Consider the following 24,585-nt stretch of genomic DNA (forward strand, 5'->3'; position numbering starts at 1 on the left):
GAAAAATGCCGTCAGTGCCTGCTGGCAGCAGTAATTGATCCATGACAGGGGTGCGCCCCATGTCCCCTTGCATAATCGGGGTATAGGCCACCGAGGACAGTTCATGACATCCGTGATCAGCAATCGCCGCGAACTACTGAATTTCCTGAAACATCATCGACCGCTGAGTGACTGCAATCACAGCCTCGGCATGCTGTTGCTGGAAAGCGGTGCACTCAATTTCGAACAATTGCAGCAGGCCCTGACCTATCAGCACCAGCACCCGGACAAGGGACGCCTCGGGCAGATTCTCATCGACCTTGGCATGCTCACCCAGGAGCGCCTGAGCCAGACCCTGGCCGAGCAACTGGGCATTCCGCATGTCAATCTTGAACAATTCGAACTGGATACCGAGTGCAGTCGCAGCCTGCCCGAAAGTCTGGCCAGGCACTATCAGGTGGTGCCTCTGCTGATGGATGGCGAGCGTCTGGTTGTCGCCACCCCCGACCCGACCAACCAGGACCTGCAGCACCTGCTGGGTTTTGCCAGCGGCAAAACCATCGAAACCCTGCAAGCCGGCAGGAGCGAAGTCGAACAGGCGATCAACCGGGTATTTGCCAGTGCCACGGTGGAAGACCTGCCGGAAAACGAAACCGGCGATGTGCTGCTGAGCGTGCACCAGATGAAGGTGCTGGCCGAAGACAAGCCGACCGTGCGCTTTGTCGACAGCCTGCTCGACGAAGCCATCAGCCGCCGCGCCTCGGACATTCACCTGCGCCCCGGCGAGCATGAGGTGGGCGTTCTGCTGCGGGTCGATGGCCGCCTGCAGGAAATCCGCCGCATCAAACGCAGCCACCTGCCGGCGATTGTCAGTCGGATCAAGATCATCGGCGGCATGAATATCGCCGAGCACCGCTTGCCCCAGGATGGCCGGCACATGGTGCGTGGCGCCGAACGCAACATCGACCTGCGCCTGTCGATCATGCCCACCGTGCATGGCGAAAGCGTGGTGATCCGGGTCCTGGATACCGGCCAGAGCCTCAAGGGCCTCGACCAGATCGGCTTCAATGCCGAAGACGTGACGCGCTTTCGCAACCTGATCAGCCACAACCAGGGCATCATTCTGGTCACCGGCCCCACCGGCTCGGGCAAAAGCACCACGCTCTACGCCGCGCTGAACGCCATCAAGGCCACGGGGGTGAACATCATCACCGTGGAAGACCCGGTGGAGTACCAGATTGAAGGCATTCGCCAGATCCAGGTGAAGCCGCAGATCGGCTATACCTTCGCCCGCGCCTTGCGCCATATCCTGCGCCACGACCCGGACGTGATCATGGTCGGTGAAATACGCGATCAGGAAACCGCCATGATGGCCACCGAAAGCGCCCTCACCGGCCACCTGGTGCTCTCGACCCTGCACACCAACAGCGCGGCCACCACCGTGACCCGCCTGCTGGAAATCGGCATCGCCCCCTACCTGCTCAACGCCAGCCTGCTCGGCGTACTGGCGCAGCGGCTGGTGCGGCGCAACTGTCCCGAGTGCCTGCAGGAGGAACAGGTGCCGGATCACGTTCGCGCAGCCCTGGGGCTGGCTGCCACGGAGCGCTTCTATGTCGGTAGCGGTTGTCCGCACTGCCACAACAGCGGGGTTTCCGGCCGGGTTGCCGCCTATGAACTGCTGGAGGTCACACCGGCCATGCGCGCCCTGATCCAGCCTTCGGTGTCGTCACAAAACATCGAACAGCAGGCCATTGCCGACGGTATGCGCCCACTGACCCAAAGCGCCCTGCAACTTGCGCGGGAAAAGACGGTCTCATTAGCCGAGGTTTATCGCGTGCGACTTGAGTAAAAGCGCACCAGACCACTGGAAAGTTTCAATCCTTTGTCATCCAGCTGGATTTACAGGAGAGTCAATATGAAAAAAACAGTTTTGCTGGTTATTGGCGCCACTGCACTGACCCTGTGCCTTGCCGCACAAGCGGACTCAAAACAGAAGAACAATTCATCCGGCTATGACAACTCCGACCAGAGCAGCTCCCAGCAAAAGCAGTCGGGCAAGCAACAGCAGAATAAAAATCAACACCAGAACCAAAAAACCAACCAGAACCAGCAGAAAAACAAGAACAGTCATCAGGATGGTGACAATCACAAGAAGAAGAAAAACAACAACGATGACGATGACGGCGGCAAGAACAAGAACAAGAACAAGAACAAGAAACACAACTACCAGCAGGACTATCAGCGCGACTACTCCGATATTCACCGCTCGTTCGAGCAATACAAGGGCAAGCATGGCGGCTTCCAGAGCCTGCCGCCGGGTATCAGCAAGAACCTGCAGCGCGGCAAGCCCATGCCTCCGGGTATAGCGAAGAAGTTCGATCCGGATATGGCCAGTCAGCTACCTCACTATCCGGGTTATGAGTGGCAACGCGCAGGCACGGATGCGGTGCTGGTCAACACTACCAATCAGGTGGTTCAGGAAGTCATGAGGGGTGTACTGGAATAGCCCGGACTGAGGATGGCGGGCAGCAACGCTGACCGCCATCAGTAGCCGTCAAAGATGGCCGACCTTCACATAGATCAGACACCCGGTTTCGCTAAATGGCTTATGCGCCGAGCCGTGCGGGCTGCGGATCCAGGTGCCGGCCGGGTAAACGCCGAGTTCATCCTGAAACACCCCTTCAAGCACGAGGATTTCCTCGCCGCCCATGTGCCGGTGCGGCGCGAAGTGCGTGCCCGGCGCCCAGCGCACCAGCGAGGTGTGGGTGCTGCCGACACTGTCCAGCGGTAACACCGACAGCCCTTCAACCTGCCCCGGCAACCATTGCCCCTGCAGCGTGTCGATGCATTCGCTATTGGTATCCGCGTCAGTCATATGGCACAGCTTGACGAACAGCAGGCAACCGTCCGGACTGGACGGTGCATGCCGGCTGCCCGGCGGATTTTTCAGCCAGGTGCCTGCCGGATAAACACCGTGCTCATCAGCAAAGGTGCCCTGCAGCACGAAAATCTCCTCGCCCAGCGGATGCTCATGGGCCTTGAACGACGAGCCTGCGGCATAGCGCACGATGGAGGTGGCACGGCCACTCTCCGCCGCCATGCGCTCCAGCGGCCGGCGCTCCACGCCGGGCAGCGGCGAAGGCTGCCAGGCCACGCTGTGGCTGTCGATGACTACCCGCTGGTGCAGATCGGCATTGATTTGCATGATTGCCTCCGTAACCCGCAGCTAGAACGACGAACCCGGCTGCTGCAGGAACAGCCGTTCTTCAGCGGTTGATTCCCGCCCCAGCACGGCATTGCGATGCGGGTAACGGCCGAAGCGTTCGAGGATGGCTTTGTGTTTCATTTCAAACTCGAGATTGTTCGAGAAGCCGTTGCGCCGGAACAACTCGACTGCCTGTTGATGAATCAGCAACGACTCGCTGTGCATGTAGGGCATGTACAAAAAGCTGCGCTGTTCGGCATCCAGCTGTTGGTCCGCACCCAGCGCCACCGCTTCCTGGGCCAGCGCCAACGCCAGCGCATCATGGGCAAAGGCCTGTGCAGAGTCGCGAAACATATTGCGGGAAAACTGGTCGAGCAGCAGGATTTCAGCCAGTCGCCCGCGCGCAGAAATCCGCCAGGCAAACAGCTCGCAGCGCGTTGCACGTTCATGCAGCGCCGCGAAGCGCCGGGTAATCAGCGCATCAAAAGCGGCATCCTTCTTCCAGCGCCGGGCGGCGGGTGTCTCTGCAAACCAGAACCGCAGTATTTCCTCGCAACTGTCAGCCATAACCTTCTGCGCCTTCAGAGCAGCCGTCGTGATTGCTTGTGCAGCATGCGGCCACTGTCGATACCGATCAGAATTACCGCCAGCCAGATCGGCAGGTAAGTCCACAACTGTGCCAGATCGAACCTTTCACCGAGAAACAGCACCGCCACGGCAAACAGCAACATCGGCTCCAGATAGCTGAGAATGCCAAACAGGCCCATGGGCAACAGCCGGCTGGCCGCCATATAGGCGCCGAACGCCAGGGCGCTCAGCACCCCGAGCCCGGGCAATAACCACCACAGTTGTGGCGCCCGGGTATACACGTCTGCCAGACCGAAGCTGGCAATCAGCCAGATCGCCAGCGGCAGCATCAGCAGCACCTCGAAGGTGAAGCCGGAGAAGGCATTCATCTGCATCCAGCGCCGCAGCATGAAGTACGGCGGATAACCCAGCGCCGGTACCAGCGTCACCCAGGAAAACGCCCGGGTCAACCACAACTCATGGGCCACGCCCAGCAGCGCGCAGGCTACCGCCAGTGCCTGCAACGGGCGCAACCGTTCGCCATAAAACAGCCGCCCGGTCAGCACCATGACCAGCGGCAGCAGAAAGTAGCCCAGTGACATATCCAGCACCTTGCCACTCAACGGCGCCCACATGAACAAGGCCCACTGCACGCCCACCAGCGCCGCCGCAACCGGTAACGCCAGGGCCAGCAACGGTTCACGCCGGAGTCGCTGCAGACTCTTGAGCAGCACCGCGCTTTGTCCGGAGAGCACCACCAGCAACAGCACGGCCGGGATCGACCAGACCACACGCTGGGCAAAAATCTGCATGCCATCCAGAGGTGCCAGCAGCAGCACATAGCCGGGAAACACCGCGAACAGCGCAGAAGCGATGACCGACAGGAAAATCCCGCGCCCAGACAGGTTCATTGCTGAAAATCCTCGGGTTGCTTCACGGCGTATGGTCATCCGGCTTACGGGGTCGTTCAGCTTAACAGCACATCCGGGCCAGATGAGCGAAAGCTCGCTGCCGGAATACAGCACCAGCGAATCGGGTCGGGCGGGTTACCCGGGTGGATGTTCCAGGCTGGCAACCCGCAATTTCCTCAGGCAACCCGGGCCAGCTGCTCCCGCGCCTTGCCCAGGCCCTTCTCCATCGAATCAGCACCGAGATTCAGCCCCTCGGCATGCACGAAGTCCACCTGATGGATGCCGATAAACCCCAGCGCCTGACGCAGGTAAGGTTCCTGATGATCCAGCGAGCCGCCGGCATAGATGCCACCGCGCGCGGTCAGCACAAAAGCGCGCTTGCCGGTCAGCAGGCCCTGTGGGCCGGTTTCGCTGTATTTGAAGGTTTTGCCGGCACGCAGCACGTGATCGAGCCAGGCTTTCAGGGTACTGGGGATGGCGAAGTTGTACATTGGCGCGGCCAGCACCAGCACATCGGCAGCCAAAAGCTCTTCGGTCAGCAGATCGGAGCGCTGCAACGCCTGCTGCTCTGCCGGGGTCTGCTCCGCAGCGGGTTTCATCCAGCCACCGAGCAGATCGGCATCCAGATGCGGTACCGGCTCACTGGCCAGGTCGCGCACCTGCACTTCATCCGCTGGATGGGCGTGGCGCCATTGTGCAATGAACTGTTCGGTGAGTTGACGGGAAACGGAACCCTGTTGGCGGGCGCTGCTTTCGATAACCAGAATGCGTGACATGGCGTTGCTCCATCTACTGTTGTGGTTGAGAGAGCTACAGGTTATTGATTGACAAATCGATAAAAAAGCGCAAATTTCAGCACCTAACAATCGAATAAACCGATTTGAAAGAGGAGCTCATGAAAGCCCCACGCGTAACCCTTGACCAATGGCGCACGCTGCAGGCGGTTGTCGATCAGGGCGGCTATGCCCAGGCGGCCGAGACCCTGCACCGTTCGCAATCCTCCGTCAGTTATGCGGTAGCACGGCTGCAGGAGCAGCTGGGTATGCAACTGTTGCGCATCGACGGGCGCAAGGCCGTGCTCACCGAGGCCGGCAGTGTTTTGCTGCGGCGGTCACGGCAGCTGGTCAATCAGGCCAGCCAGCTGGAAGATCTGGCCCAGCATCTGGATCAGGGCTGGGAGGCCGAAGTGCGCCTGGTGGTCGATGCGGCGTACCCGAACACCCGTCTGATCCGCGCCCTGAGCGCCTTTATTCCGCAAAGTCGTGGTTGCCGGGTGCGCTTGCGTGAGGAGGTGCTATCTGGCGTTGAGGAAGTACTGCTGAGCGGCGATGCCGATCTGGCGATCACCAGCCTGAACCTGCAAGGCTATCTTGGCACCGAGCTCGGCGAGGTGGAGTTCATTGCCGTGGCGCATCCGCAACATGCGCTGCACCAGCTGCAACGGGCCTTGAGTTATGAGGACCTGCAAAGCCAGCTGCAGGTAGTCATCCGTGACTCCGGTCGCCTGCAACCGCGCGATGTTGGCTGGCTCGGCGCGGAACAGCGCTGGACTGTCGGCAGCCTGTCCACCGCAGCGAACTTTGTCAGCAGCGGCCTGGGCTTCGCCTGGCTGCCCAGCCACCTGATCGAAAAGGAACTCGGTCAGGGCCTGCTCAAACCCCTGCCGTTAATCGTCGGCGGCCAGCGCAGACCGCGCTTCATGCTGTATACCAGCAAGGATAAAGCCCTTGGCCCGGCCAGCCAGATACTCATCGAGCTGATCAAGACCTATGATGCAATCGTGCTTGATGCAGCTTTCGCTGCGCCGGCCCCAACCTGCGGAGAATCCTGAAGATGTCGCACTTTCGCCACGGCAACTGCAACCTGCATTACGAAGAGTACGGTCAGGGCAGCCCGGTCGTGCTGCTGCACGGTCTCGGCTCGAGCATGCAGGACTGGGAACACCAGAAAGAGGCGCTGGCCGCAGGGCACAAGCTGATCCTGCTCGACCTGCGCGGACATGGCCGCTCAGACCGGCCGAAGGGCAAGTACAGCATCGCCGGATTCGCCGATGACGTGCTCGCCCTGCTCGATCACCTGCAGCTGGACAAGGTGCATCTGGTCGGCATTTCCATGGGCGGCATGATCGCCTTCCAGATTGCCGTCGACCAGCCGCAGCGGCTGCTCAGCCTGACCATCGTCAACAGCAGCCCGGAGGTGCGGGTAAACAGCCTGGACAGTGCCTTGCAACTGGGCAAGCGCTGGCTGTTTTCCCGGCTGCTGAGCATGCACAGCATCGGCAACATGATCAGCCAGCTGTTGTTTCCCAAGCCGGAACAGGCGGCATTGCGCGAGCAGGTTGTCGAGCGCTGGCGCCTCAACGACAAACAGGCCTATCTGGCCAGTCTGGACGCCATCATCGGCTGGGGTGTACGTGACCGCCTGGACCGCATAACCTGCCGGACGCTGGTCATCAGCGCCGACCAGGACTACACACCGGTGGCCCAGAAACAGGCCTATGTCGACGAAATAAGCCGTGCGCAACTGCTGGTGATTGCCGACTCCCATCACGCCACGCCGATTGACCAGCCGCAGCAGTTCAATCAGGCGCTGCTGGCCTTTATCGACAAGCCAACCGGCAAACCCGACCAACCAACCACCAAGGAGCAATGAAATGCTGAAAAAACTACTGATCGCCGCCGCAAGCCTGCTGCTGGCCGGCAACCTGCTGGCAGCCGACGCTACCGACAAGCGCCCGCACGTACTGCTGAGCACCAGCATGGGCGACATCGAACTGGAACTGAAAGCCGACAAGGCGCCGATCAGCGTGGCGAACTTTCTGGCCTACGTTGACAGCGGCTATTACACAGACACGATTTTCCACCGGGTTATCCCCGGCTTCATGATCCAGGGCGGTGGCTTTACCGCCGACATGGACAAGAAGGACACCCTCGCACCGATCAAGAACGAAGCCGACAACGGCCTGTTGAATCTGCGCGGCTCGGTGGCCATGGCTCGCACCGGCGTCGTCGATTCGGCCACCAGCCAGTTCTTCATCAACAGCAAGGACAACGACTTCCTCAACAACGGCTCGCGTGACTTCGGCTATGCGGTGTTTGCCACCGTGGTCAAGGGCATGGACGTGGTCGACCGGATTTCCGATGTCAGTACCGGCAGCAAGAACGGCATGGGTGACGTCCCGCTCAAGCCGGTAATCATCCTCAGCGCCAAGCGCCTGTAACCCTGGCAGCGGCAGACTTCCTATAGCCTGCCGCTAGCCGGCTGCGTCTGTGCTTAGGGCGCAGATGCAGCGGATTGGCGGACCATGATCAGCTGCTCCGTGTTAAATCCAAGCTTTGTGGCTTCCGCCTTGAAGCGCTCGATCAGTGCCGGGCTAACCGTCGGCGTGCGCGCCAGCAGCCACAGGTAATCGGTGCTGTAACCGGAAACGAAGGCGTACTGGTAGTCCTGCTGGTCCAGTCCGAAGATGCCATAGGCACCGTAGAACGGGCCGAAGAATGACACTTTCAGGTAACCCTCATTGGCAGGCCCGATCAGATAGGCCTTGCCTTCGGCTTGCTGCCATTCGCCGTCCGCAGCCGAATAACCCTTGTTCAGCACGCGAATGCCACCGTCTTCACGCAGGCTGTAGTTGGCACTGACCTGCTCCAGTCCGCGCTCGAAAGAGTGATCCAGCCGCGCTATTTCATACCAGGTGCCCAGATAGCGGTTGGCATCGAAGGGGCGCACCGGTTCCACACCTGCCGGCAAACCGGTGCAGGCGGCGAGCAGCCAGCTCAGCAGTAACAGGGTGAATACACGCACTCAAAGGTACTCCGTTGACGGTCTGACTGAACGGCGCTGATCACACACCGGGACGCAGGATCTTTTCCGCCAGACGCGGTGCCAGACGATTGATCCAGAACAGCAGTTTGGCCTTGCCGATGAGCATTTCCATGCGGTCATTTTTGAAACCTTCCCAGAATTCGTCGGCCAGCTGCGCCGGAGTGATCTTGCCCTTGCCGCGTCCGGCGGTCATTGCCGTCTCCACCAGTGGCGGCAACACTTCGAAAACCCGGATCGATGTGGCCTCGAGCTGCCAGCGCAGGGTCTTGGAAAAACTGTGCAGTGCAGCCTTGGAGGCACAGTAAATCGCCGCATCCTCCTTGGGCACCAGCGCCAGCCCGGAGGAAACATTGATGATTGCCGCTGCCGGGTGCTGGCTCAAGCCGGGGATAAAGGCCTTGGCCAGCAGCACCGGGGCAAGGAAGTTGACGTTCAGCTCGCGTTCGATATCCGCCTCGCTGGCCTGTGCAATGGCATCGTTGAACTGAATTCCGGCGTTATTCACCAGTATCGTCACCTGCGGATAAAGACTCACCAGCCGCGCCCGGTCGGCGCCACTGCTGACATCCGCCACACAGCTTTGCGCGCCCGGCAGCAACTTGCAGGCGGCCGCCAGTGCCGTTTCGGAGCGGCCAACCAGAATCACCTGATTCCCCGCCTGATGAAATTTACCGGCAATGGCCAAGCCGATACCGCTGGCGCCGCCGGTGATGAGTACGCTGTGCCGGGTAGTCTGCATCGGGCTTTACCTGTCTGGTTTTGCAATGACTGAATAGGGCCGCAGCCCATCGCTGCGGGGGCCGGCCTGAGCGGCAGCAGGCGGCTGTTGCCGGCAGAAGCATCCGCCTGTACTTGCGCATTTGATTGCCAGCAAAATACGCTGACAACCTGCATTGTGCGAAGACTAGCTGTGTAAACCTAGCGCGCAATTCAACAGGTTTGCCCGCCTGGATCAATATAACAGGCGCTTTTTCCATCTAGGCTAGGCGCAATAAAAAACTGCAACGAGGTGGCATGGTGATTCTGGCAGCAGACCTTGGTGGTACCCAGTCACGCCTGTTGCTCGCCGAGCCTGCCGGCGGCGGCTGGCAAACCCTGCGCCAGACCAGCCTGCCCAGTCAGGCCTATGCCAGCCTGTCCGCATTGCTGGAAGATTTTCTGCAACCCGGAGAACGGCCCGGCAGTGTCTGCATCGCGGCCGCCGGCCCGCTCAGGGACGGACAACTGCAACTGACCAACCTGCCCTGGCAGCTGGATGCTGCGTCCATCGCCCGGCAATTCGGTATTGCCCGGGTGCGCCTGCTGAATGATTTCGCGGCCCAGACCTATGCCCTGCCACAACTGCAGCCTCACCAGCTGTGCACCCTGCAGGCCGGCAATATGCAAAACAACGCCGTGCGGGCGCTGATCGGCGCCGGTACCGGACTGGGCATGGCACTGCTGGCCGGCGACGCACGACAACCGATAGTCCTGCCCAGCCAGGGCGGCCATGCCGATTTCGCGCCCTGCGATCAGCAGCAGGTCGAGTTGCTGCGCTTTCTTCTGCCCAGCCATGGTCGGGTCAGCCTCGAGCTGCTGCTCAGTGGCCGTGGCCTGACCCGGCTGTACGCCTTTGTTGGCGGAACAGCGCTGACCGACCCCGATCTGCCGGATGCGCGCGCCATCAGCCAGGCGGCAGCAGCCGGCCAAGCCCGGGCCATTGAAACCCTGCAACTGTTTGCCCGCCTGTTTGCCGCGGCCGCCGGTAACCTGGCCCTGACCTGCCTGCCATTCGGCGGCCTCTACCTTTCCGGCGGCATCGCCCCGAAGATGCTGACCTACCTGCAGCACGCCGAATTTCTTCAAGCCTTCTGCAACAAACCTCCGATGCAGGCCACCCTGGAAAGCATCCCGCTGCATGTCGTGCTAGACGAATACCTTGGCCTGCATGGCGCCCTGCAGGTCGCCGCGCGAATGCAACACGCCGGATTCACGCAACCATGAGCCACCAGCAGAGCAGCGGACCGCGCCTGTCCTGGCTGTTCGCCAATCTGGTCATGCCCTACTGGCGCAGCGGGCAGCGCTTGAAAGTTCGCGGCTGCATTGGTCTGATCGTTGCGCTGACCCTGTGTCAGGTCGGCCTGGCCATCTGGGCCAGTTACTGGAACCGCGCCCTGTTCGATGCCCTCGAAGCACGCTCGCTGGATGACCTGCTGCGGGAAATCGCCACTTTCGCACTGATCCTTGGCCTGACCATGCTGGTCACCGCCCTGCACCTGCACTTCAAGCGCTGGCTGCAACTGGACTGGCGCCGCTGGCTGACCGAACTGTTACTGGATAACTGGCTGCAACGCGGTCATCACTACCAGTTGCAATACACCAGTGGCGAGCATGACAACCCGGACGGCCGGATTGCCGAGGACATCCGCATTGCCACCGAATCCGCCATCGGCCTGGCCCATTCCCTGCTCTACTCGATACTCATTCTGGGTAGTTTCATCGACATCCTGCACAGCGTTTCGGGCAGCCTGAACATTCCCGGAACCAGCATCGTGGTACCCGGCTATCTGGTCATCCTGGCCTTCCTCTACGCCGGTGCCGGCACCGTGTTCGGGCTGCTGCTCGGGCGCCCGCTGACCCGTGCGACCAACTGGCTGCAGACGGTCGAAGCCAACCTGCGTTTCGGCCTGGCGCGGGCCCGGGAAAAATCCGAAGCGATTGCCCTGATGCGCGGCGAAAGCAGCGAACATGCCCACGCCTCCCGCCTGTTCGGCGATGTCGGGCGCGGCTGGTACCGGCAAACCCTCGGCTATATGGGCATCGTTACCTTCTCCGCCGGTTACGGGGTGTTGCTGCCGGTATTTCCGATTCTGGTTGCTGCGCCGCAATACATTGCCGGCGCCATGACCCTGGGGGTGCTGATGCAGGCGGCACAAGCCTTCCAGCGCCTCACCTCGGCGCTGTCCTGGCCGATCGACAATCTGGGCGAAATGGCCAAGTGCCGCGCTTCGGCGGACCGCGTCGCGACCCTTTACTGCGATATGCAAAAGCTCACGGAGCTGGCCAGCCAGCCGGTCGAGCATCGCATCAATCTGCTGCACGGCCGCACCTGCGAACTGGTGCTCAAGGATCTGCGGCTGGCGTCGCCGGATGGCGAGGTGCTGGTAGAAAACCTGAATGTGACCATCCGCCGTGGCGAGCGCATCCTGATCACCGGTGATCCGGCGGTAACCATCAGCCTGTTCAAGGCCGTTGCCGGCTTGTGGCCATGGGGCAACGGCGAGATCCTGCTGCCCGACGATGCCAGCATCATGTTTCTGCCGCAGCGCCCGTTCCTGCCGGACGGCACCCTGCAGACGGCCCTGAGCTACCCCTACGCCGGCGACCACTTCAGCGCAGAAGCCATTCACCGCGCCCTGGAATGCGCCGGCATGGCCTGGCTGGCGCCACGCCTGCAGGAAGTCGACAGCTGGGACCGCAACCTGCCGCTGCGCGCCCAGCAACGCCTGGGCATCGCCCGCCTGTTCCTGCACAACCCGCCGTGGGTCTTCATCGAGGAAGCCACCGATGCCTTCGACCCCAAGGGCGAAGCAGCCATGCTGGAGATGATTCACCGCGAACTGCCCAATACCACCCAGATCACCATCAGCTTCCACAGCGAGCTGGACCATCACTACACGCGCAAGCTGATTCTCAACCGCCTGAGCGAACCACGCCTGCTGGTCTGCTCCACCGAGCAGTGCCAGCTACGCAAACACTGACGGCAACCAGCCACGCTCGACACACTCGCGGAAACACCAGGCCGGTGTCGTCTCGGTCTTGTAGTTCCAGAAGAACCAGCCCTGGTATTTCTCGAAGGTTGCCAGCTGCGCCGCCGCATAACCACGGTAGGCCACATTTTTCTGGAACTCGTCCATGTGCTCCATGGCATGGTTGAACGGCCCCTCGGCCCACAGCGAAACCACTTTCAGATCCAGCCCCAGGCTCCACTCGCCGCAGAGGGTCGGCAGCCCCAGCTCATTGATAATCGCGTCTGCCTCGCCTTTCCAGGCCCCGGCCGCCTTGTGCAGGTGGCCGTAGATATCCAGATCGATATCACTGCGCTCGAAGCACTGGTAGCGATGGATATCGAACAGCACGTTGCGGTACTGCGGTGCCTGCATGAAGCCCAGGTACTCGCGGAAATCGCGGAAGCCATCGTGAAACACCACCGCCACGCTTTGCGCCGGGCAATGCTTGCGAATGCGCGCATAGGCCTGCAGGTTGTAGGCCTTCAGGTAATCGGTCGGCACGTCCCAGCGCGGCTCATTGAGCACTTCGATGGCGTGCAGCGCCGGGTGTCCGGCATAACGTTCGGCCAGGCGTTCCAGCACATTCAGCGAATGCTCAAGGTACTCGGGGCTGGTGTGCCATTCGCAGACGTCCTTGATCCCGCCGTTGTCGAAACCGTTCTGGCAGCCCGGTGCCGCATGCAGATCGAGCACCACATGCAGGCCGAACTCCTGCGCCCAGGCCATGGCCTGATCGAGCACCTGGATACCGCCCTCGACGAACGGATAACGCGCCGCACCGTAGCTGCGGTGATAAGGATAATCCGCCCCGAAGATCCAGTGCCCCAGCGGAATGCGCACGGCGTTGAGGCCACGCCCGGCCAGCCAGGCGAAATCGTCACGGGTGATCCAGCGCTGCCAGTGTGCCCGCAGCCGCTCACCAGCCTGCTCGCCCAGTTCGGCACACCAGGTGGTTTCGTCGGTAGCAGCCAGGCCCTCGAACAGGCTGGGCACCATCCATTTCTCCAGCACCAGCCAGCTACCCAGATTGACGCCACGCAGTTTTGTACTTGCTTCGGCCATGACAGTACGCTCCCTCAGAAGTCATTCAACGAATGCTCAGAAGCATAGTGCCACTCCGCCGGCTTGTATTGACCCATGGCAAGCCCGCAGCAACAGTGCCGCACCCGCTTGCCCCGGTATCCGACCCTGCGCTGTGCTCCGGATTGATTCGTCTGCTTGTTTGGCTTTTCTGGCACTAAGGTCAGCCTCAATCTGATACCGTTAACCGGTAATGCGTAGTCATCTGCACTTGAATCCTTTGCTGTGAAAGCCTGGTTTCTACTGATGGCTGGCTCTCTGCCTATCGATTCAAGCGTTGCACTCAATTATATAAATCCAAGAAGAGAAAAGATGAAACGCACTTTCTTATATATAATTATTATAACGATTATGACGGTCAGCACCTCTATGCTAACCGCAAAAGAAACACCGCAGAAAGACAGCAATCCGATTTTGCGCTCGGAAAACCTGGCAGATCCCCATATGATTCGCTATCAGGGCAAGTACTACCTATATGGAACGTATCTTGACGGAAGCATGAGTGCGGGCTCAGATCATTACGATGTATATGTATCCGATGACATGTACACGTGGAAAAAGATTAATAACATATTTAAAAAAGACTCAGTAACCCTTTGGGCACCGGATGTTTTTTACGATCCGCTGTCGAACATGTTTTATCTGTACTATTCCAATCAGATGAACATCGGCGTTGCAACCGCGAGCAGTCCCACCGGCCCGTTTAAGGACCAGGGGATATTGATTGAGAACGCCATTGACGCGCATATGTACTTCGAAGACGGCAAGTACTTTATGTACTATTCGTCGGCAGACTATAAATCGGGGCTGCTCAACATAGTGACCGCCCGAGTTACCGGAAACAAAGGTAAAGAAAACATCCTTGTGCAAAGAATGAGCTCTCCGCTAACCAAAGTTGGTGAGCCGAAGCTGCTACTGGAACCAACAGATGATTGGGAACAAGGTTTTTTTCTGGATATCACTGAAGGTGTGTGGATGTACAAGCACGCCGATACGTACTACTTGATGTATTCGGGAGGCGAGACAATGTTCGGGGAGTATGCAATAGGTTACGCAACATCAAGCAGTCCAATGGGGCCGTTTACCAAATACCCGAATAACCCGATCCTGAGCACCACACCGGCTGAAGATGGCAAACCCGGTATCTACAGCCCCGGGCACCACAGCATTGTCCGTGACGAAGAGGGTACTGACTGGGTCATCTATCATCAGAAAAAATCGTATTGGGATGTATCACTGAGTCGACGCTACACCAGCCGGGACCGACTGCTGGTTGATGATCAGGGCCAATTGTTCATCCAGGCAACGGGCATGACCGGGGACTAAAACACAAAAACAAAATGTGATGCATCGATTAACCGGTTACATCCACGCGTTTCATCCCGATATGCGCAAAATGAAAACGGGGTGACTGATCACCCCGTTTCTTTCAGCTCACACACTAATCAGCGCAGTTTTTCCAGCAAGCCGTAGTACCACATGCCCACCGCCAGCATCGGGTTGCCGAACACATCACCCATCGGCACCTTGATGTGTTTGCAGGCGGCGAAAGTGTCGAATTTCTCCAGGCTGCCGGTCATCGCGCTGGCCATGATCTCGCCCATGATGTGGGTGGTCGCCACGCCATGACCGGAATAGCCCTGGCAATACCAGACGTTGTCCGAGAGCTTGCCCAGCTGCGGAATGCGGTTCATCACGATGCCCATTGCGCAGCTCCACTGGTGCTCGATTTCAACGCCCTTGAGTGCCGGGAAGGTGCGCTCGATGCATGGACGCAGTTCGCCGGCGATATCCCGCGAGTCACGCCCGGAATAGTTGGCGCCGCCACCGAACAGCAAACGCCCGTCAGCGGTCAGGCGGTAGTAATCGAGCACGAAACGGCAGTCATAGACCGCCAGATCCTGCGGGTTGATCTGCTTCGCCAGATCACCCAGCGGTTTGGTGGTGACGATGCCACCCATGGCCGGAAAGATCAGGCCCTTGAGTTTTTTGCGCTCGAGCTTGTGATAGACATCGCCGGCCAGCATTACCTGTTTGGCATCGATGCGGCCGTGCGCCGTGACTACGGCCGGCTTGTCGCCATGCACGATTTCCAACACCTCGGAGTTCTCGAAGATCAGCGCGCCCAGACTCTCGGCCGCCCGAGCTTCGCCGATGCACAGGTTCAGCGGATGCAGGTGCATGCTGCGGGTGTTTTTCAGCGCACCGCAGTACAGGTCGCTTTCCAGATGATCGCGCACGCCACGGGCATCCAGCAGGGTCACTTCATCGCCCATGCCGCGGCGCACGGCTTCATCGTAGGACGCCTGCAGTTCCTGCATATGCACCGGCTTCATCGCCGTATGCAGGTGGCCGTGTTTCAGATCGCACTGGATGCCGTATCTGGCTACCCGGCTCTTGATGATTTCATGGCCGCGCCAGCGCAGGTTCCAGATGAAATCATCGACATCCTTGCCCAGCGTCTTCGCCATCTGCTTTTCCATCGCGCTGTCGCCGGAGAGGCTGCCGGTCACCTGGCCACCGTTGCGGCCGCTGGCACCCCAGCCGATCTTGTTGGTCTCGACGATCGCCACCTTGAGCCCGCGCTCGGACAACTCGACTGCCGTCGCCACACCGGTAAAGCCGCCACCGATGATCACCACATCGACGCTGACCTGGCCCTGCAGGGTCGGATAACCGGTTTCTTCATTGAGGCTGGCACTGTAGTAGGACGGGCTACGGACTGCGGCGGGAACAACAGGCTGCTGAGCGATGGTCATGATTTCTCTCTTGTTCTGACAAAGGTGCCGGGCACAATCCGGCATGCTGTGTACAAGCGTTGCACACTGGCATTGGATGAATAAATTGGTATTTAACGATTTTCAGATTGAGATTTACAAAACTTTAAAGCGCCCGCGCAGGCTTCCGCGTGTGCGAGTTCCCGGTTACCCGAAAACCAACGGCCAACCTGTAGGAGCGGGCTTGCCCGCGAAGCCAGGCATGGCCTTTTCGCGGGCAAGCCCGCTCCTACAAAAGCAGCTGCACAACCGGCAACACAATGAAGCCGGGGCAGCCCAACCTAGGTGAGCTGGCGATAGGGTAAAGCCGTCCGCGCCTGCTCGGCATAGGCCTGCACTGCCGGCCGTTCCTGCGCCAGAAAACCGTCCACCGCAGTACGCAAGCCGGGATGGCAGAGGTAATGCCAGGAATGCGTAAGCACCGGCTCGAAGCCACGAATCAGCTTGTGCTCACCCTGGGCGCCGGCATCAAAGCGCTGCAACTTGTTGGCGATGGCGTACTCCATGCCCTGATAGAAACAGGTTTCAAAATGCAGGCCGGCGTACTCGCCGATACAGCCCCAGAAACGCCCATACAGGGTGTCGCCGGCCTGCAGGGAGAAGGCCATGGCCACCGGCCGGCCATCCTTACTGGCGATGACCACGCGGATCAGCTGCGGCAGGCGCTGCGCCAGCAAACTGAAGAACAGCCGGGTCAGATAGGGTGCCTGACCACGCACATGGTAGGTATTGGCGTAGCAGTGATAGACAAAATCCCACTGCGACTCGCTCAGTTCATGGCCTGCGTGCCAGGCGAAGGTAAAACCCTGCCCGTTCAGCTGTTCGCGTTCCTTGCGCATCTGCTTGCGTTTGCGCGAATTGAGCGTATCGAGAAAATCCTGAAAATCGCGGTAGTCGCGATTGAACCAGTGGAACTGGCAGTCATTGCGCTGCAGCCAGCCGCTTCGCTGTTGCAGCACGGCATCGTCGTCCGTGCAGGTGAAGTTCACATGCAGGCTGGACAGGCCTTGTTCGGGTAAGCCGGCGACCAGTGCATCCAGCAACTCCCCGGCGGAATCCGCTGCGCCGAGCAAGCGCTGCCCGCTCACCGGCGTAAACGGTATGGCCGTCAGCAGTTTGGGGTAGTAGGCAATCCCGGCACGCTGGCAGGCCTGCGCCCAGCCATGGTCGAACACGTATTCGCCGTAGGAATGCTGTTTCACATAGGCCGGCATGGCGGCCAGCAGCTCGCCCCGTGCGCCGCGTAATAGCTGATGTGCCGGCAGCCAGCCACTGTTCCGGCCGACACTGCCACTGTCTTCCAGGGTGGCCAGAAAAGCATGCTGCACAAAGGGCTGCGCGCCGACCAGCAAGGCATCCCAGGCGGCAGCGTCGATCTCGTTCAGCGAGGACAGGGTAATAACAGGCATGGCCCAGTCTGTACGTTTGCGCCGATAAAAAGAACCCCGCAGATCAGCGCCAAAAGCAGTCGCGATGCCACAGGGCAGCGCTTCGCCTGCAGTTCAGCCGAAGTTAGGGACTGCGGCAAACGCTGGATGAACTACGCTTGGCTAGGTTCCTGGAAAAATTGAACCACCGCCATGAACAGTCTAAATATGCCGGATGCACCGGGAACACCCCCATGCTGAAATGCATCAACCGTTACTGCAGCATCCTGCTGCTCTGCTTTGCCGGCACCCTGAGTGCTGCCGAAGAGGTGGTGATTTTTGGCGATAACAATTACCAGCCAGTGATTTTCAGTGATGCCCAGGGGCACAGCGCAGGCATTCTGCCTCAGCTGTTGCGGCAGTTCGCCAGGGACAGCGGAGCTGCCATAACCATAAAGCTGTATCCCTGGAAGCGCGCCTATTTCAGTGCCGAGAAAGGCCTGGGCGGTGTCATAGGCTTATCCAGAACAAACCAGCGCATGGCGATTTTCGACTATTCAGCGCCCATCTACGACGACAGCATCAGCGTGATCGTGATCAAGGGCCATGCGTTCCCGTTCAACACGCTGGCCGACCTTGCAGGTAAAAAGATCGGCGTACAGTCAGGTGCCAGCTACGGCTCGGAAGTCGATGCGGCGATTAAAGCCGGCCACTTGACCGTCGAGGCAGACCAGAGCCATACCTCCCGACTGAAGAAGCTGCTGCATGGCCGCATCGATGCAGCCTTCATCGGCAATGGCGAGCGCGGGCTGCAGAACTTGCTGGATTCTGATGAGCAGCTGGCGGCAAACCGGGAGCAGTTCGTCATCCTGCCCCGGCCGCTGACCAATGATCTGCTCTATCTGGGCTTTGCCAAGTCGATGCACATGCAGGCGTTTCTGCAGCGCTTCAACGCATGGCTGGCCGAGGCACAAAAAAACCGCAGCATCGAAGGCATCAGCAGCATGCCGGCGGTTGAATCTGCGGATTAACCGCTCAGGCTGTTCCGACCAGAACGGCAGACAACCAACGAGAACCGGATCAACGGCGCGACTGCTGCTGCCTGGCGAGCTTTTCCGCCAGTGCATCGAGCTCCGCAATCGGCGCCTCCGGCATGCGCTGAATCACCGCCTGGCTGAGTTTCATCTGCCTTATGAAGCGCCGGCATCTGAAGCACATGGCCAGGTGCAGGCGCACTGACAGGCGCCCGCGCAGCGAGAGCCGGGCGTCCAGATAGTCACTGGAGTTTTCCACCAGTTGTTTGCAGGTCAGCATTGGCCGGTCTCCTGATAATGCTCAAGGGTGGCAAATACCTTGAGCCGTGCGCGATGCAACAGCACCCGGACATTGGAGAGCGAAACATCCAGTAAATTACAGATGTCCTCCAATTCCAGTCCCTGACGCTCGCGCAAGGTCAGCACACTGGACTGCAATTCGGAGAGACTGGCCAGGGTTCGTTCCAGACACTCGCGCAAATCCTCCTGCTCGAGCAGGGCATCCGGAGAGTCCTCGTGCCATGCCGGTGGCGCGCTCAGCCAGTGCCCGTCGGCTGCAAAGCGCTCGCCACCGACACTGCCATGGGGCCCCGGCAGATCATCCAGCAGGACTTCGCGACGACTGCCCTTGCGGCGGCTTTTGGCACTGTTGGCGGTAATGGTCAGCAGCCAGGTTTTCAGGCTGGAGCGCTGCTCGAAGCCCGGCAGACTGCGCACCACGGACAGCCAGGCATCCTGCACCACCTCGTCGGCAAAGCGGCTGCCGGCGATGGCAATGGCCACCGCGCGCATCGCGCCCTGATAGGTGCTGACCAGTTCGCGAAAAGCCTGCTGCTCACCCGCCCGCAGGCGGGTCAGCAATGCCGAATCGGCGGGATATTCCACCTGGGCTCGGCGCCCTTAGTGCTTGCGCAGGATCACGCTGCCGATCGAGTAACCGGCGCCAAACGAGCTGAGTACGCCCAGCGCACCACTGGGCAGGTCTTGCGAGTGCTTGTGAAAGGCAATCACCGAACCGGCCGAACTGGTGTTGGCATAATCATCCAGCACTACCGGCGCCTCGTCCGGCTCGGCGTCACGCCCAAGCAGGCGGCGGGTGATCAGCAGGTTCATGTTGAGGTTGGCCTGGTGCAGCCAGAAGCGCTTGACGTCGGCGACATTCAGCTGGTTTTCCTCGAGGTGCTTGGCGATCAGGTCGGCCACCATCGGGCAGACTTCGCGGAACACCTTGCGCCCTTCCTGGATGAACAGCTTGTCCGGAGCACCAATGCCTTCTTCCGCGCAGCGATTGAGGAAGCCGAAATTGTTGCGGATATTGTTGGAGAACTGCGTCACCAGCTTGGTACCGACGATATCCCACTGGGTGGGCGCGGTTGCCAGGTCGGCCCGCTCGACAATCACCGCAGTGGCAACATCGCCGAAAATGAAGTGGCTGTCACGGTCACGGAAATTCAGGTGGCCGGTGCAGATTTCCGGATTGACCATCAGCAGGCATTTGGCCTGACCGGTCTGCACCGCGCTGTTGGCTGCCTGCAGGCCGAAGGTAGCCGAAGAACAGGCCACGTTCATGTCATAGCCCCAGCCCTCGATGCCCAGTGCGCCCTGCACTTCCACCGCCATCGCCGGATAGGCACGCTGCATGTTCGAGCAGGCGCAGATCACCCCGTCGATATCGGCTGCGGTCTTGCCGGCAGCCTCCATGGCCTGGCGCGCTGCGGCAACGGCCATCTCGGCGAGGATGCTGAGCTCTTCATTGGGCCGCTCGGGGATGCGCGGGGCCATGCGCCGCGGGTCGAGGATGCCTTCCTTGTTCATGACATAACGGGATTTGATCCCCGAGGCCTTCTCGATAAAGCCGACACTGGACTCGCCAAGTGCTTCGATTTCACCGCGCTCGATAGCCGCACTGTTATCCGCGTTGAACTGCTGGACATAGGCGTTGAAGGACTCCACCAGCTCTTCGTTGGAGATGCTCTGGGCCGGGGTATACAGGCCGGTACCGCTGATCACGACTTTGTGCACGGTCATTCCTCTTCTTTTAATGGTCGCTCGCAGCGGCCTGAGTAAGCGCAAACCCTTGCCCGGATGGGACAAAGGCCTGAATTCGGTGTGACAGATCGAGCGCCAGATAGCACACATACTGTAACAAAGAGCAGAGTGTGCCACAGCCAAAGGCCGGCGTTCGCCTGCAGCCGCTGAAATAACTGCAGAAATCTACAGATGTCGCCAAAACAGCATAGGGCACAGGGTTTCTGCGCCGCTCAATTGCTGCGCAAACGCTGGCGCCAGCTGGCTGATTGCCGCAACAGCAGCTTTTCCAGTTCAACCAGCGCGCACACCGCCAGTGCAATCAGCCCACAGGCCGCCCACGCCAGCAGGGGCAGATCGGCCGTGCCGAACAGTTGCTGCAACCCTGACCACTGGCTGAAAGCCAGCTGCAACAAGGCCAACAGCAACACCATGGCCCAGACCAGCGGGTTATCCCGCCAGCCGAAGCGCGCGCGGCCCTCGAGGCTGCGGCAGCTGAACAGATAGCCCATTTCGCAGGCCACCATGGCATTTACCGCCAGAGTGCGACTGGCCTCGACCGACCAGCCCAGGCTCTGAGTGAGACTGAACAGGCCGAGACAGAGCACCGCCATCAGCAGCGAAATGAACAACACCCGCCACAGCAATGCCGCACTCAGCAGCGGCTGCTTCGGATCGCGCGGCGGACGCTGCATCTGCCCGCCCTCGGCCGGCTCGAAGGCCAACGAAAGGGCCAGGGTCACTGCGGTGATCATGTTGACCCAGAGAATCTGCAACGGCGTAATCGGCAGGGTCATGCCGAGAATGATCGCGGCCAGCAGGGTGATCGCCTCACCGCCATTGGTCGGCAGAATGAACAGGATCGACTTGCGCAGGTTCGCGTAAACCGTGCGCCCTTCCTCTACGGCGTGCACGATGCTGGCAAAATTATCGTCCGCCAGCACGATCTGCGCGGCCTCCTTGGCCACCTCGGTGCCCTTGATGCCCATGGCGATGCCGATATCGGCGCGCTTCAGCGCCGGCGCATCGTTAACCCCGTCACCGGTCATGGCGACCCGTTCGCCTGCCGCCTGCAAACGTTCAACCAGACGCAATTTGTGTGTCGGACTGGTACGGGCAAACACCCGGGTATCGCTCAAGCGCGCATCCAGCGCAGCATCATCGAGCTGGTCCAGTTCTGCACCACTGAGCACGGCCGCCTCACCCAGCCCGAGACGGGCCGCGATGGTGCCGGCGGTGGCCACATGATCGCCGGTAATCATCTTTACCCGGATGCCCGCCGCATGGCATTGGGCAATCGCCCGGATCGCCTCGTCCCTGGGCGGGTCGAGCATGCCAACCAGACCGAGCATGACGAAGTCACCCTGCAGATCGGCATAGTTCAGCTCGTGTTGCACCTGTGGCAGGCTGCGCAAGGCCAGACCGAGCATGCGCAAACCCTGGCTTGCGCCCTGCTGCAGGGCCGTGTGCCAGCGGTGCAGATCCAGCGGTTCATCACTCCCGGCACGCCACTGACGGTTGCACAGTTCAAGCAGGCGCTCCGGCGCGCCGATCATATAAATCAGGCCATGCCCTGCGTGATCATGGTGCAGGCTGGCACAGCAGCGCTGCTCGGCGCTGAACGGAATCGCATCCACCCGCGGCAGAAACTGCAGTTCACGCTCATGTTCCAGGCCCAGCTTGCCGGCCAGGGTCAACAACGCCGCCTCGGTCGGATCACCGCTGATGCTCCACACCTGCTCGCTGCAGGTCAGGCTGGCATTGTTGGCAAGCAGCCCGGCACGGGCCAGTTCACGCAGATCATGGGAACCCTCCAGCGAACACAACTGGCCGTCATCGCAATGGATGCTGCCCTGCGGGGCGTAACCCACGCCGTCGACCTGATACAGGTGCTCGGCGGTAAACACCTGCTGCACGGTCATCTCGTTGCGTGTCAGGGTGCCGGTCTTGTCCGAACAGATCACCGTCACTGCTCCCAGGCTTTCCACTGCCGGCAGGCGGCGCACGATGGCCTGACGCTGGGCCATGCGCTGCACACCCAGCGCAAGGATGATCGTCAGCACTGCCGGCAGCCCTTCCGGAATCGCCGCCACCGCCAGACCCACGGCCGCCATGAGCATCTCGCTGTAACTGTAATCCCGTAGCCACACGCCAAACACAAAGGTCAGCACGGCCAGCAGCAGGATGATCAGCGTCAGTTGCCGGGCAAAGCGCGCCATATCGGCCAACAACGGTGTTTGCAGACTGTCGACGCTACCGAGCAGGTGGCTGATCTGGCCCAGCTCGGTAGTCCCGGCAGTGGCGACCACCAGACCACAGCCACTACCGGCAGTAACCAGCGTGCCGGAATAGGCCATGCTCAGGCGATCGCCCAGACTGCTCTGCGCTGCCACCGCGTCTACCTGCTTGCTCACCGGCAACGACTCGCCGGTCAGTGCCGCCTCTTCAATGCGCAGATCGCGCACCTCCAGCAGACGCAGATCCGCCGAGACCCGCTCGCCGGCCTCGAGCAATACCAGATCGCCAGGTACCAGCTGCTCGGCCGGCACACTGAGCAACACACCGCCACGCCGCACCCGCGCCTCGACACTGAGCATCTGCTGGATGGCTCGCATGGCCTGCTCGGCCTTGCCTTCCTGGATAAAGCCGATAATCGCGTTGATCAGCACCACGCCGAAAATCACCGCACTGTCCAGCCAGGCCCCCAGCGCCAGGGTCATCACACAGGCGCCCAGCAGTACATAGATCAGCAGGTTGTGGAACTGCAGCACGAAGCGCCACAGCGGCCCCCGCGCACGGCTCTGCGGCAGCCGGTTGGCACCATGCTGCTGCAGGCGCAGTGCCGCTTCCTCCTGACCCAGACCGGCGCCGTCGGTGTGCAGAGACTGCAGGCACTGCGCAGGTGGCAGCGCATGCCAGAGCGGATGTTCAAGATCAGCCATGTCGTGCGCATCCTGAAAAAATCAACCAGCAGTCTAACTGTCACCCTGCCGGCAAAGACTGCGCTGGATCAAACTCGCAAGCCCGCAGGCTTACCAGTCGAGCTGCAGCTCGCTGCGAAAATGGCGCTGCGCACCGCTGAGCGGATCAGTAAAGGCCAGTTCCTGAGCCAGCAGCTTGAGCGGCCGGCTGTAGTCATCCACGGCGTCGCTGGCCGCCGTCAGTTCGGGGTAGAACGGGTCATTGCAGATGCCCGCCCCCAGCGCCGCCAGATGTACGCGCAGCTGGTGCTTCTTGCCAGTCAGCGGATACAGGCCATAGCGGCACAGAGCGCCCTGCACCTCGCGCACTTCGATGCGCGTCTCGCTGTTGGGCGGCCCTTCGGCTTCCTGCATGCGAAAGAACGGTTTGGCCTCGACCATTCGCGTTCTGCGCACCAGGGGAAATTCCGGTTCCGCCAGCGCCGGGGCAATCGCTTCGTAGCCCTTGCGGATGTCGCGCTGGCGAAACAGTTGCTGGTAATGGTTGCGGCTCTGCGGATTGACCGAGAACAGCACCAGCCCGGCGGTCAGCCGGTCGATGCGATGGATCGGCACCAGTTGCGGGTTGTCCAGACGCTTGACCAGCCGCGCCAGCAAGGTCTGTTCGACATAACCGCCGGACGGCACCACCGGCAGGAAGTGCGGCTTGTCGACCACCAGCAGATGTTCGTCGCAATGCAGTATCCGCTCGACAAAGGGGATCGGCGTTTCGGTCGGCACTTCACGAAAGTAATGCACCCGCATGCCTTCGCGATAGGCCTGCTGCGGCCCCAGCGGCAGGCCGTCGGCACCCAGCACGCGACCGCGGGCCATGCGCTCGAGCCAGACTTCCCGGCTGATTGCAGGAAAATGCGCGCACAGGCAATCGAGCACCGTGGCCCAGTCGCCGCGCGGCAGATGCAGGGTGCTGGGGCGAACGCCCGCGTGATGGGTAGAAGACAGAGACATGACGACAGACCTGGCCGGATCAGCGCGCAGAATACCGCAGCGGTTGCCCGTAGGGTGGGCTTCAGCCCACAGATAGCGTGCTCGAGCCTCAATGGTGGGCTGAAGCCCACCCT

23 protein-coding genes are annotated in these 24,585 nt (G+C 60.7%); 9 read left to right on the forward strand and 14 right to left on the reverse strand.

Annotation, left to right across the window (positions count from 1 at the left end; all coding sequences use genetic code 11):
- Nucleotides 1-103 precede the first annotated feature (103 nt).
- Nucleotides 104-1,828 (forward strand): GspE/PulE family protein, encoded by a 1,725-nt coding sequence (locus tag BLT89_RS09190; RefSeq protein WP_090194412.1) that lies wholly within the window; start codon nt 104-106, stop codon nt 1,826-1,828.
- A 66-nt stretch (nt 1,829-1,894) separates the two neighbouring features.
- Nucleotides 1,895-2,485, forward strand: coding sequence for an anti-virulence regulator CigR family protein (locus BLT89_RS17920; RefSeq protein ID WP_090194414.1), 591 nt, complete (start codon nt 1,895-1,897; stop codon nt 2,483-2,485).
- 48 nt (nt 2,486-2,533) lie between these two features.
- Here BLT89_RS17920 and BLT89_RS09200 read toward each other — a convergent pair whose 3' ends face one another.
- The 4 genes from BLT89_RS09200 to BLT89_RS09215 all read right to left on the reverse strand — a co-directional run bounded on the left by BLT89_RS09200 (nt 2,534) and on the right by BLT89_RS09215 (nt 5,438).
- Nucleotides 2,534-3,184: a cupin domain-containing protein gene (locus BLT89_RS09200; RefSeq protein WP_090194415.1), complete on the reverse strand. Its 651-nt coding sequence runs from the start codon at nt 3,182-3,184 to the stop codon at nt 2,534-2,536.
- Between the two features lie 21 nt (nt 3,185-3,205).
- Nucleotides 3,206-3,751 (reverse strand): DUF924 family protein, encoded by a 546-nt coding sequence (locus BLT89_RS09205; protein WP_090194417.1) that lies wholly within the window; start codon nt 3,749-3,751, stop codon nt 3,206-3,208.
- 14 nt (nt 3,752-3,765) lie between these two features.
- Entirely contained in the window at nt 3,766-4,662 is an 897-nt protein-coding gene (gene rarD / locus BLT89_RS09210) for an EamA family transporter RarD (RefSeq protein WP_090194419.1), read from the reverse strand.
- Between the two features lie 176 nt (nt 4,663-4,838).
- Nucleotides 4,839-5,438, reverse strand: a complete 600-nt coding sequence (locus tag BLT89_RS09215; protein WP_090194421.1) for an FMN-dependent NADH-azoreductase — start codon at nt 5,436-5,438, stop codon at nt 4,839-4,841.
- A gap of 119 nt (nt 5,439-5,557) precedes the next feature.
- On the opposite strand from BLT89_RS09215, the gene BLT89_RS09220 reads away from it, so the two are divergent.
- From BLT89_RS09220 to BLT89_RS09230, 3 genes are read left to right on the forward strand one after another with little or no spacing between them, the layout of a single operon-like run.
- A complete protein-coding gene (locus BLT89_RS09220) occupies nt 5,558-6,493 on the forward strand; it encodes a LysR family transcriptional regulator (protein WP_090194423.1) in 936 nt (311 codons plus the stop codon).
- Nucleotides 6,494-6,495: 2 nt separating this feature from the next.
- Nucleotides 6,496-7,314: an alpha/beta fold hydrolase gene (locus BLT89_RS09225; protein WP_090194425.1), complete on the forward strand. Its 819-nt coding sequence runs from the start codon at nt 6,496-6,498 to the stop codon at nt 7,312-7,314.
- Nucleotide 7,315: 1 nt separating this feature from the next.
- Nucleotides 7,316-7,882, forward strand: a complete 567-nt coding sequence (locus tag BLT89_RS09230) for a peptidylprolyl isomerase (RefSeq protein ID WP_090194427.1) — start codon at nt 7,316-7,318, stop codon at nt 7,880-7,882.
- Nucleotides 7,883-7,935: 53 nt separating this feature from the next.
- Here the strand turns inward: BLT89_RS09230 and BLT89_RS09235 are convergent, their stop codons facing one another.
- Together BLT89_RS09235 and BLT89_RS09240 are read right to left on the reverse strand one after the other, a co-directional pair.
- Complete coding sequence (locus BLT89_RS09235) at nt 7,936-8,466, reverse strand: lipocalin family protein (RefSeq protein ID WP_090194430.1); 531 nt, start codon at nt 8,464-8,466, stop codon at nt 7,936-7,938.
- A gap of 40 nt (nt 8,467-8,506) precedes the next feature.
- Nucleotides 8,507-9,226: an SDR family oxidoreductase gene (locus BLT89_RS09240; protein ID WP_090194432.1), complete on the reverse strand. Its 720-nt coding sequence runs from the start codon at nt 9,224-9,226 to the stop codon at nt 8,507-8,509.
- Nucleotides 9,227-9,501: 275 nt separating this feature from the next.
- On the opposite strand from BLT89_RS09240, the gene glk reads away from it, so the two are divergent.
- Both glk and BLT89_RS09250 read left to right on the forward strand, forming a co-directional pair.
- Nucleotides 9,502-10,470 (forward strand): glucokinase, encoded by a 969-nt coding sequence (glk, locus tag BLT89_RS09245; protein WP_090194434.1) that lies wholly within the window; start codon nt 9,502-9,504, stop codon nt 10,468-10,470.
- Nucleotides 10,467-12,227 (forward strand): ABC transporter ATP-binding protein/permease, encoded by a 1,761-nt coding sequence (locus tag BLT89_RS09250; RefSeq protein ID WP_090194435.1) that lies wholly within the window; start codon nt 10,467-10,469, stop codon nt 12,225-12,227. Before glk ends, BLT89_RS09250 begins: the two co-directional genes overlap by 4 nt.
- On the opposite strand, the gene BLT89_RS09255 is transcribed toward BLT89_RS09250, so the two are convergent.
- A complete protein-coding gene (locus BLT89_RS09255; RefSeq protein ID WP_090194437.1) occupies nt 12,213-13,319 on the reverse strand; it encodes a glycoside hydrolase family 5 protein in 1,107 nt (368 codons plus the stop codon). The genes BLT89_RS09250 and BLT89_RS09255 overlap by 15 nt on opposite strands.
- 330 nt (nt 13,320-13,649) lie before the next feature.
- Between BLT89_RS09255 and BLT89_RS09260 the strand changes: the two genes are divergently transcribed.
- Nucleotides 13,650-14,663, forward strand: a complete 1,014-nt coding sequence (locus BLT89_RS09260; RefSeq protein WP_157718832.1) for a glycoside hydrolase family 43 protein — start codon at nt 13,650-13,652, stop codon at nt 14,661-14,663.
- 119 nt (nt 14,664-14,782) lie between these two features.
- Here the strand turns inward: BLT89_RS09260 and BLT89_RS09265 are convergent, their stop codons facing one another.
- Both BLT89_RS09265 and BLT89_RS09270 read right to left on the reverse strand, forming a co-directional pair.
- The gene (locus BLT89_RS09265; protein WP_090194439.1) at nt 14,783-16,096 is read right to left on the reverse strand and encodes an NAD(P)/FAD-dependent oxidoreductase; all 1,314 of its coding nucleotides are present in this window, start codon (nt 16,094-16,096) and stop codon (nt 14,783-14,785) included.
- A 299-nt stretch (nt 16,097-16,395) separates the two neighbouring features.
- The gene (locus BLT89_RS09270) at nt 16,396-17,523 is read right to left on the reverse strand and encodes a GNAT family N-acetyltransferase (protein WP_090194441.1); all 1,128 of its coding nucleotides are present in this window, start codon (nt 17,521-17,523) and stop codon (nt 16,396-16,398) included.
- Between the two features lie 212 nt (nt 17,524-17,735).
- Here BLT89_RS09270 and BLT89_RS09275 point away from each other — a divergent pair, with 212 nt between their 5' ends.
- Complete coding sequence (locus tag BLT89_RS09275; RefSeq protein WP_090194442.1) at nt 17,736-18,512, forward strand: substrate-binding periplasmic protein; 777 nt, start codon at nt 17,736-17,738, stop codon at nt 18,510-18,512.
- 49 nt (nt 18,513-18,561) lie between these two features.
- On the opposite strand, the gene BLT89_RS09280 is transcribed toward BLT89_RS09275, so the two are convergent.
- From BLT89_RS09280 to BLT89_RS09300, 5 genes are all read right to left on the reverse strand, one after another.
- Entirely contained in the window at nt 18,562-18,795 is a 234-nt protein-coding gene (locus tag BLT89_RS09280; protein ID WP_090194443.1) for an anti-sigma factor family protein, read from the reverse strand.
- Nucleotides 18,789-19,400 (reverse strand): RNA polymerase sigma factor, encoded by a 612-nt coding sequence (locus tag BLT89_RS09285; RefSeq protein ID WP_090194445.1) that lies wholly within the window; start codon nt 19,398-19,400, stop codon nt 18,789-18,791. The genes BLT89_RS09280 and BLT89_RS09285 overlap by 7 nt, the downstream gene beginning before the upstream one ends.
- Nucleotides 19,401-19,415: 15 nt before the next feature.
- Nucleotides 19,416-20,537, reverse strand: coding sequence for a beta-ketoacyl-ACP synthase III (locus BLT89_RS09290; RefSeq protein WP_090198875.1), 1,122 nt, complete (start codon nt 20,535-20,537; stop codon nt 19,416-19,418).
- Between the two features lie 239 nt (nt 20,538-20,776).
- Nucleotides 20,777-23,485, reverse strand: coding sequence for a cation-translocating P-type ATPase (locus tag BLT89_RS09295; RefSeq protein ID WP_090194446.1), 2,709 nt, complete (start codon nt 23,483-23,485; stop codon nt 20,777-20,779).
- Between the two features lie 90 nt (nt 23,486-23,575).
- Complete coding sequence (locus BLT89_RS09300) at nt 23,576-24,472, reverse strand: pseudouridine synthase (RefSeq protein WP_090194448.1); 897 nt, start codon at nt 24,470-24,472, stop codon at nt 23,576-23,578.
- Between the last annotated feature and the right edge of the window lie 113 nt (nt 24,473-24,585).

The sequence above is a fragment of the Pseudomonas pohangensis genome, assembly GCF_900105995.1.
Lineage (GTDB): Bacteria > Pseudomonadota > Gammaproteobacteria > Pseudomonadales > Pseudomonadaceae > Aquipseudomonas > Aquipseudomonas pohangensis.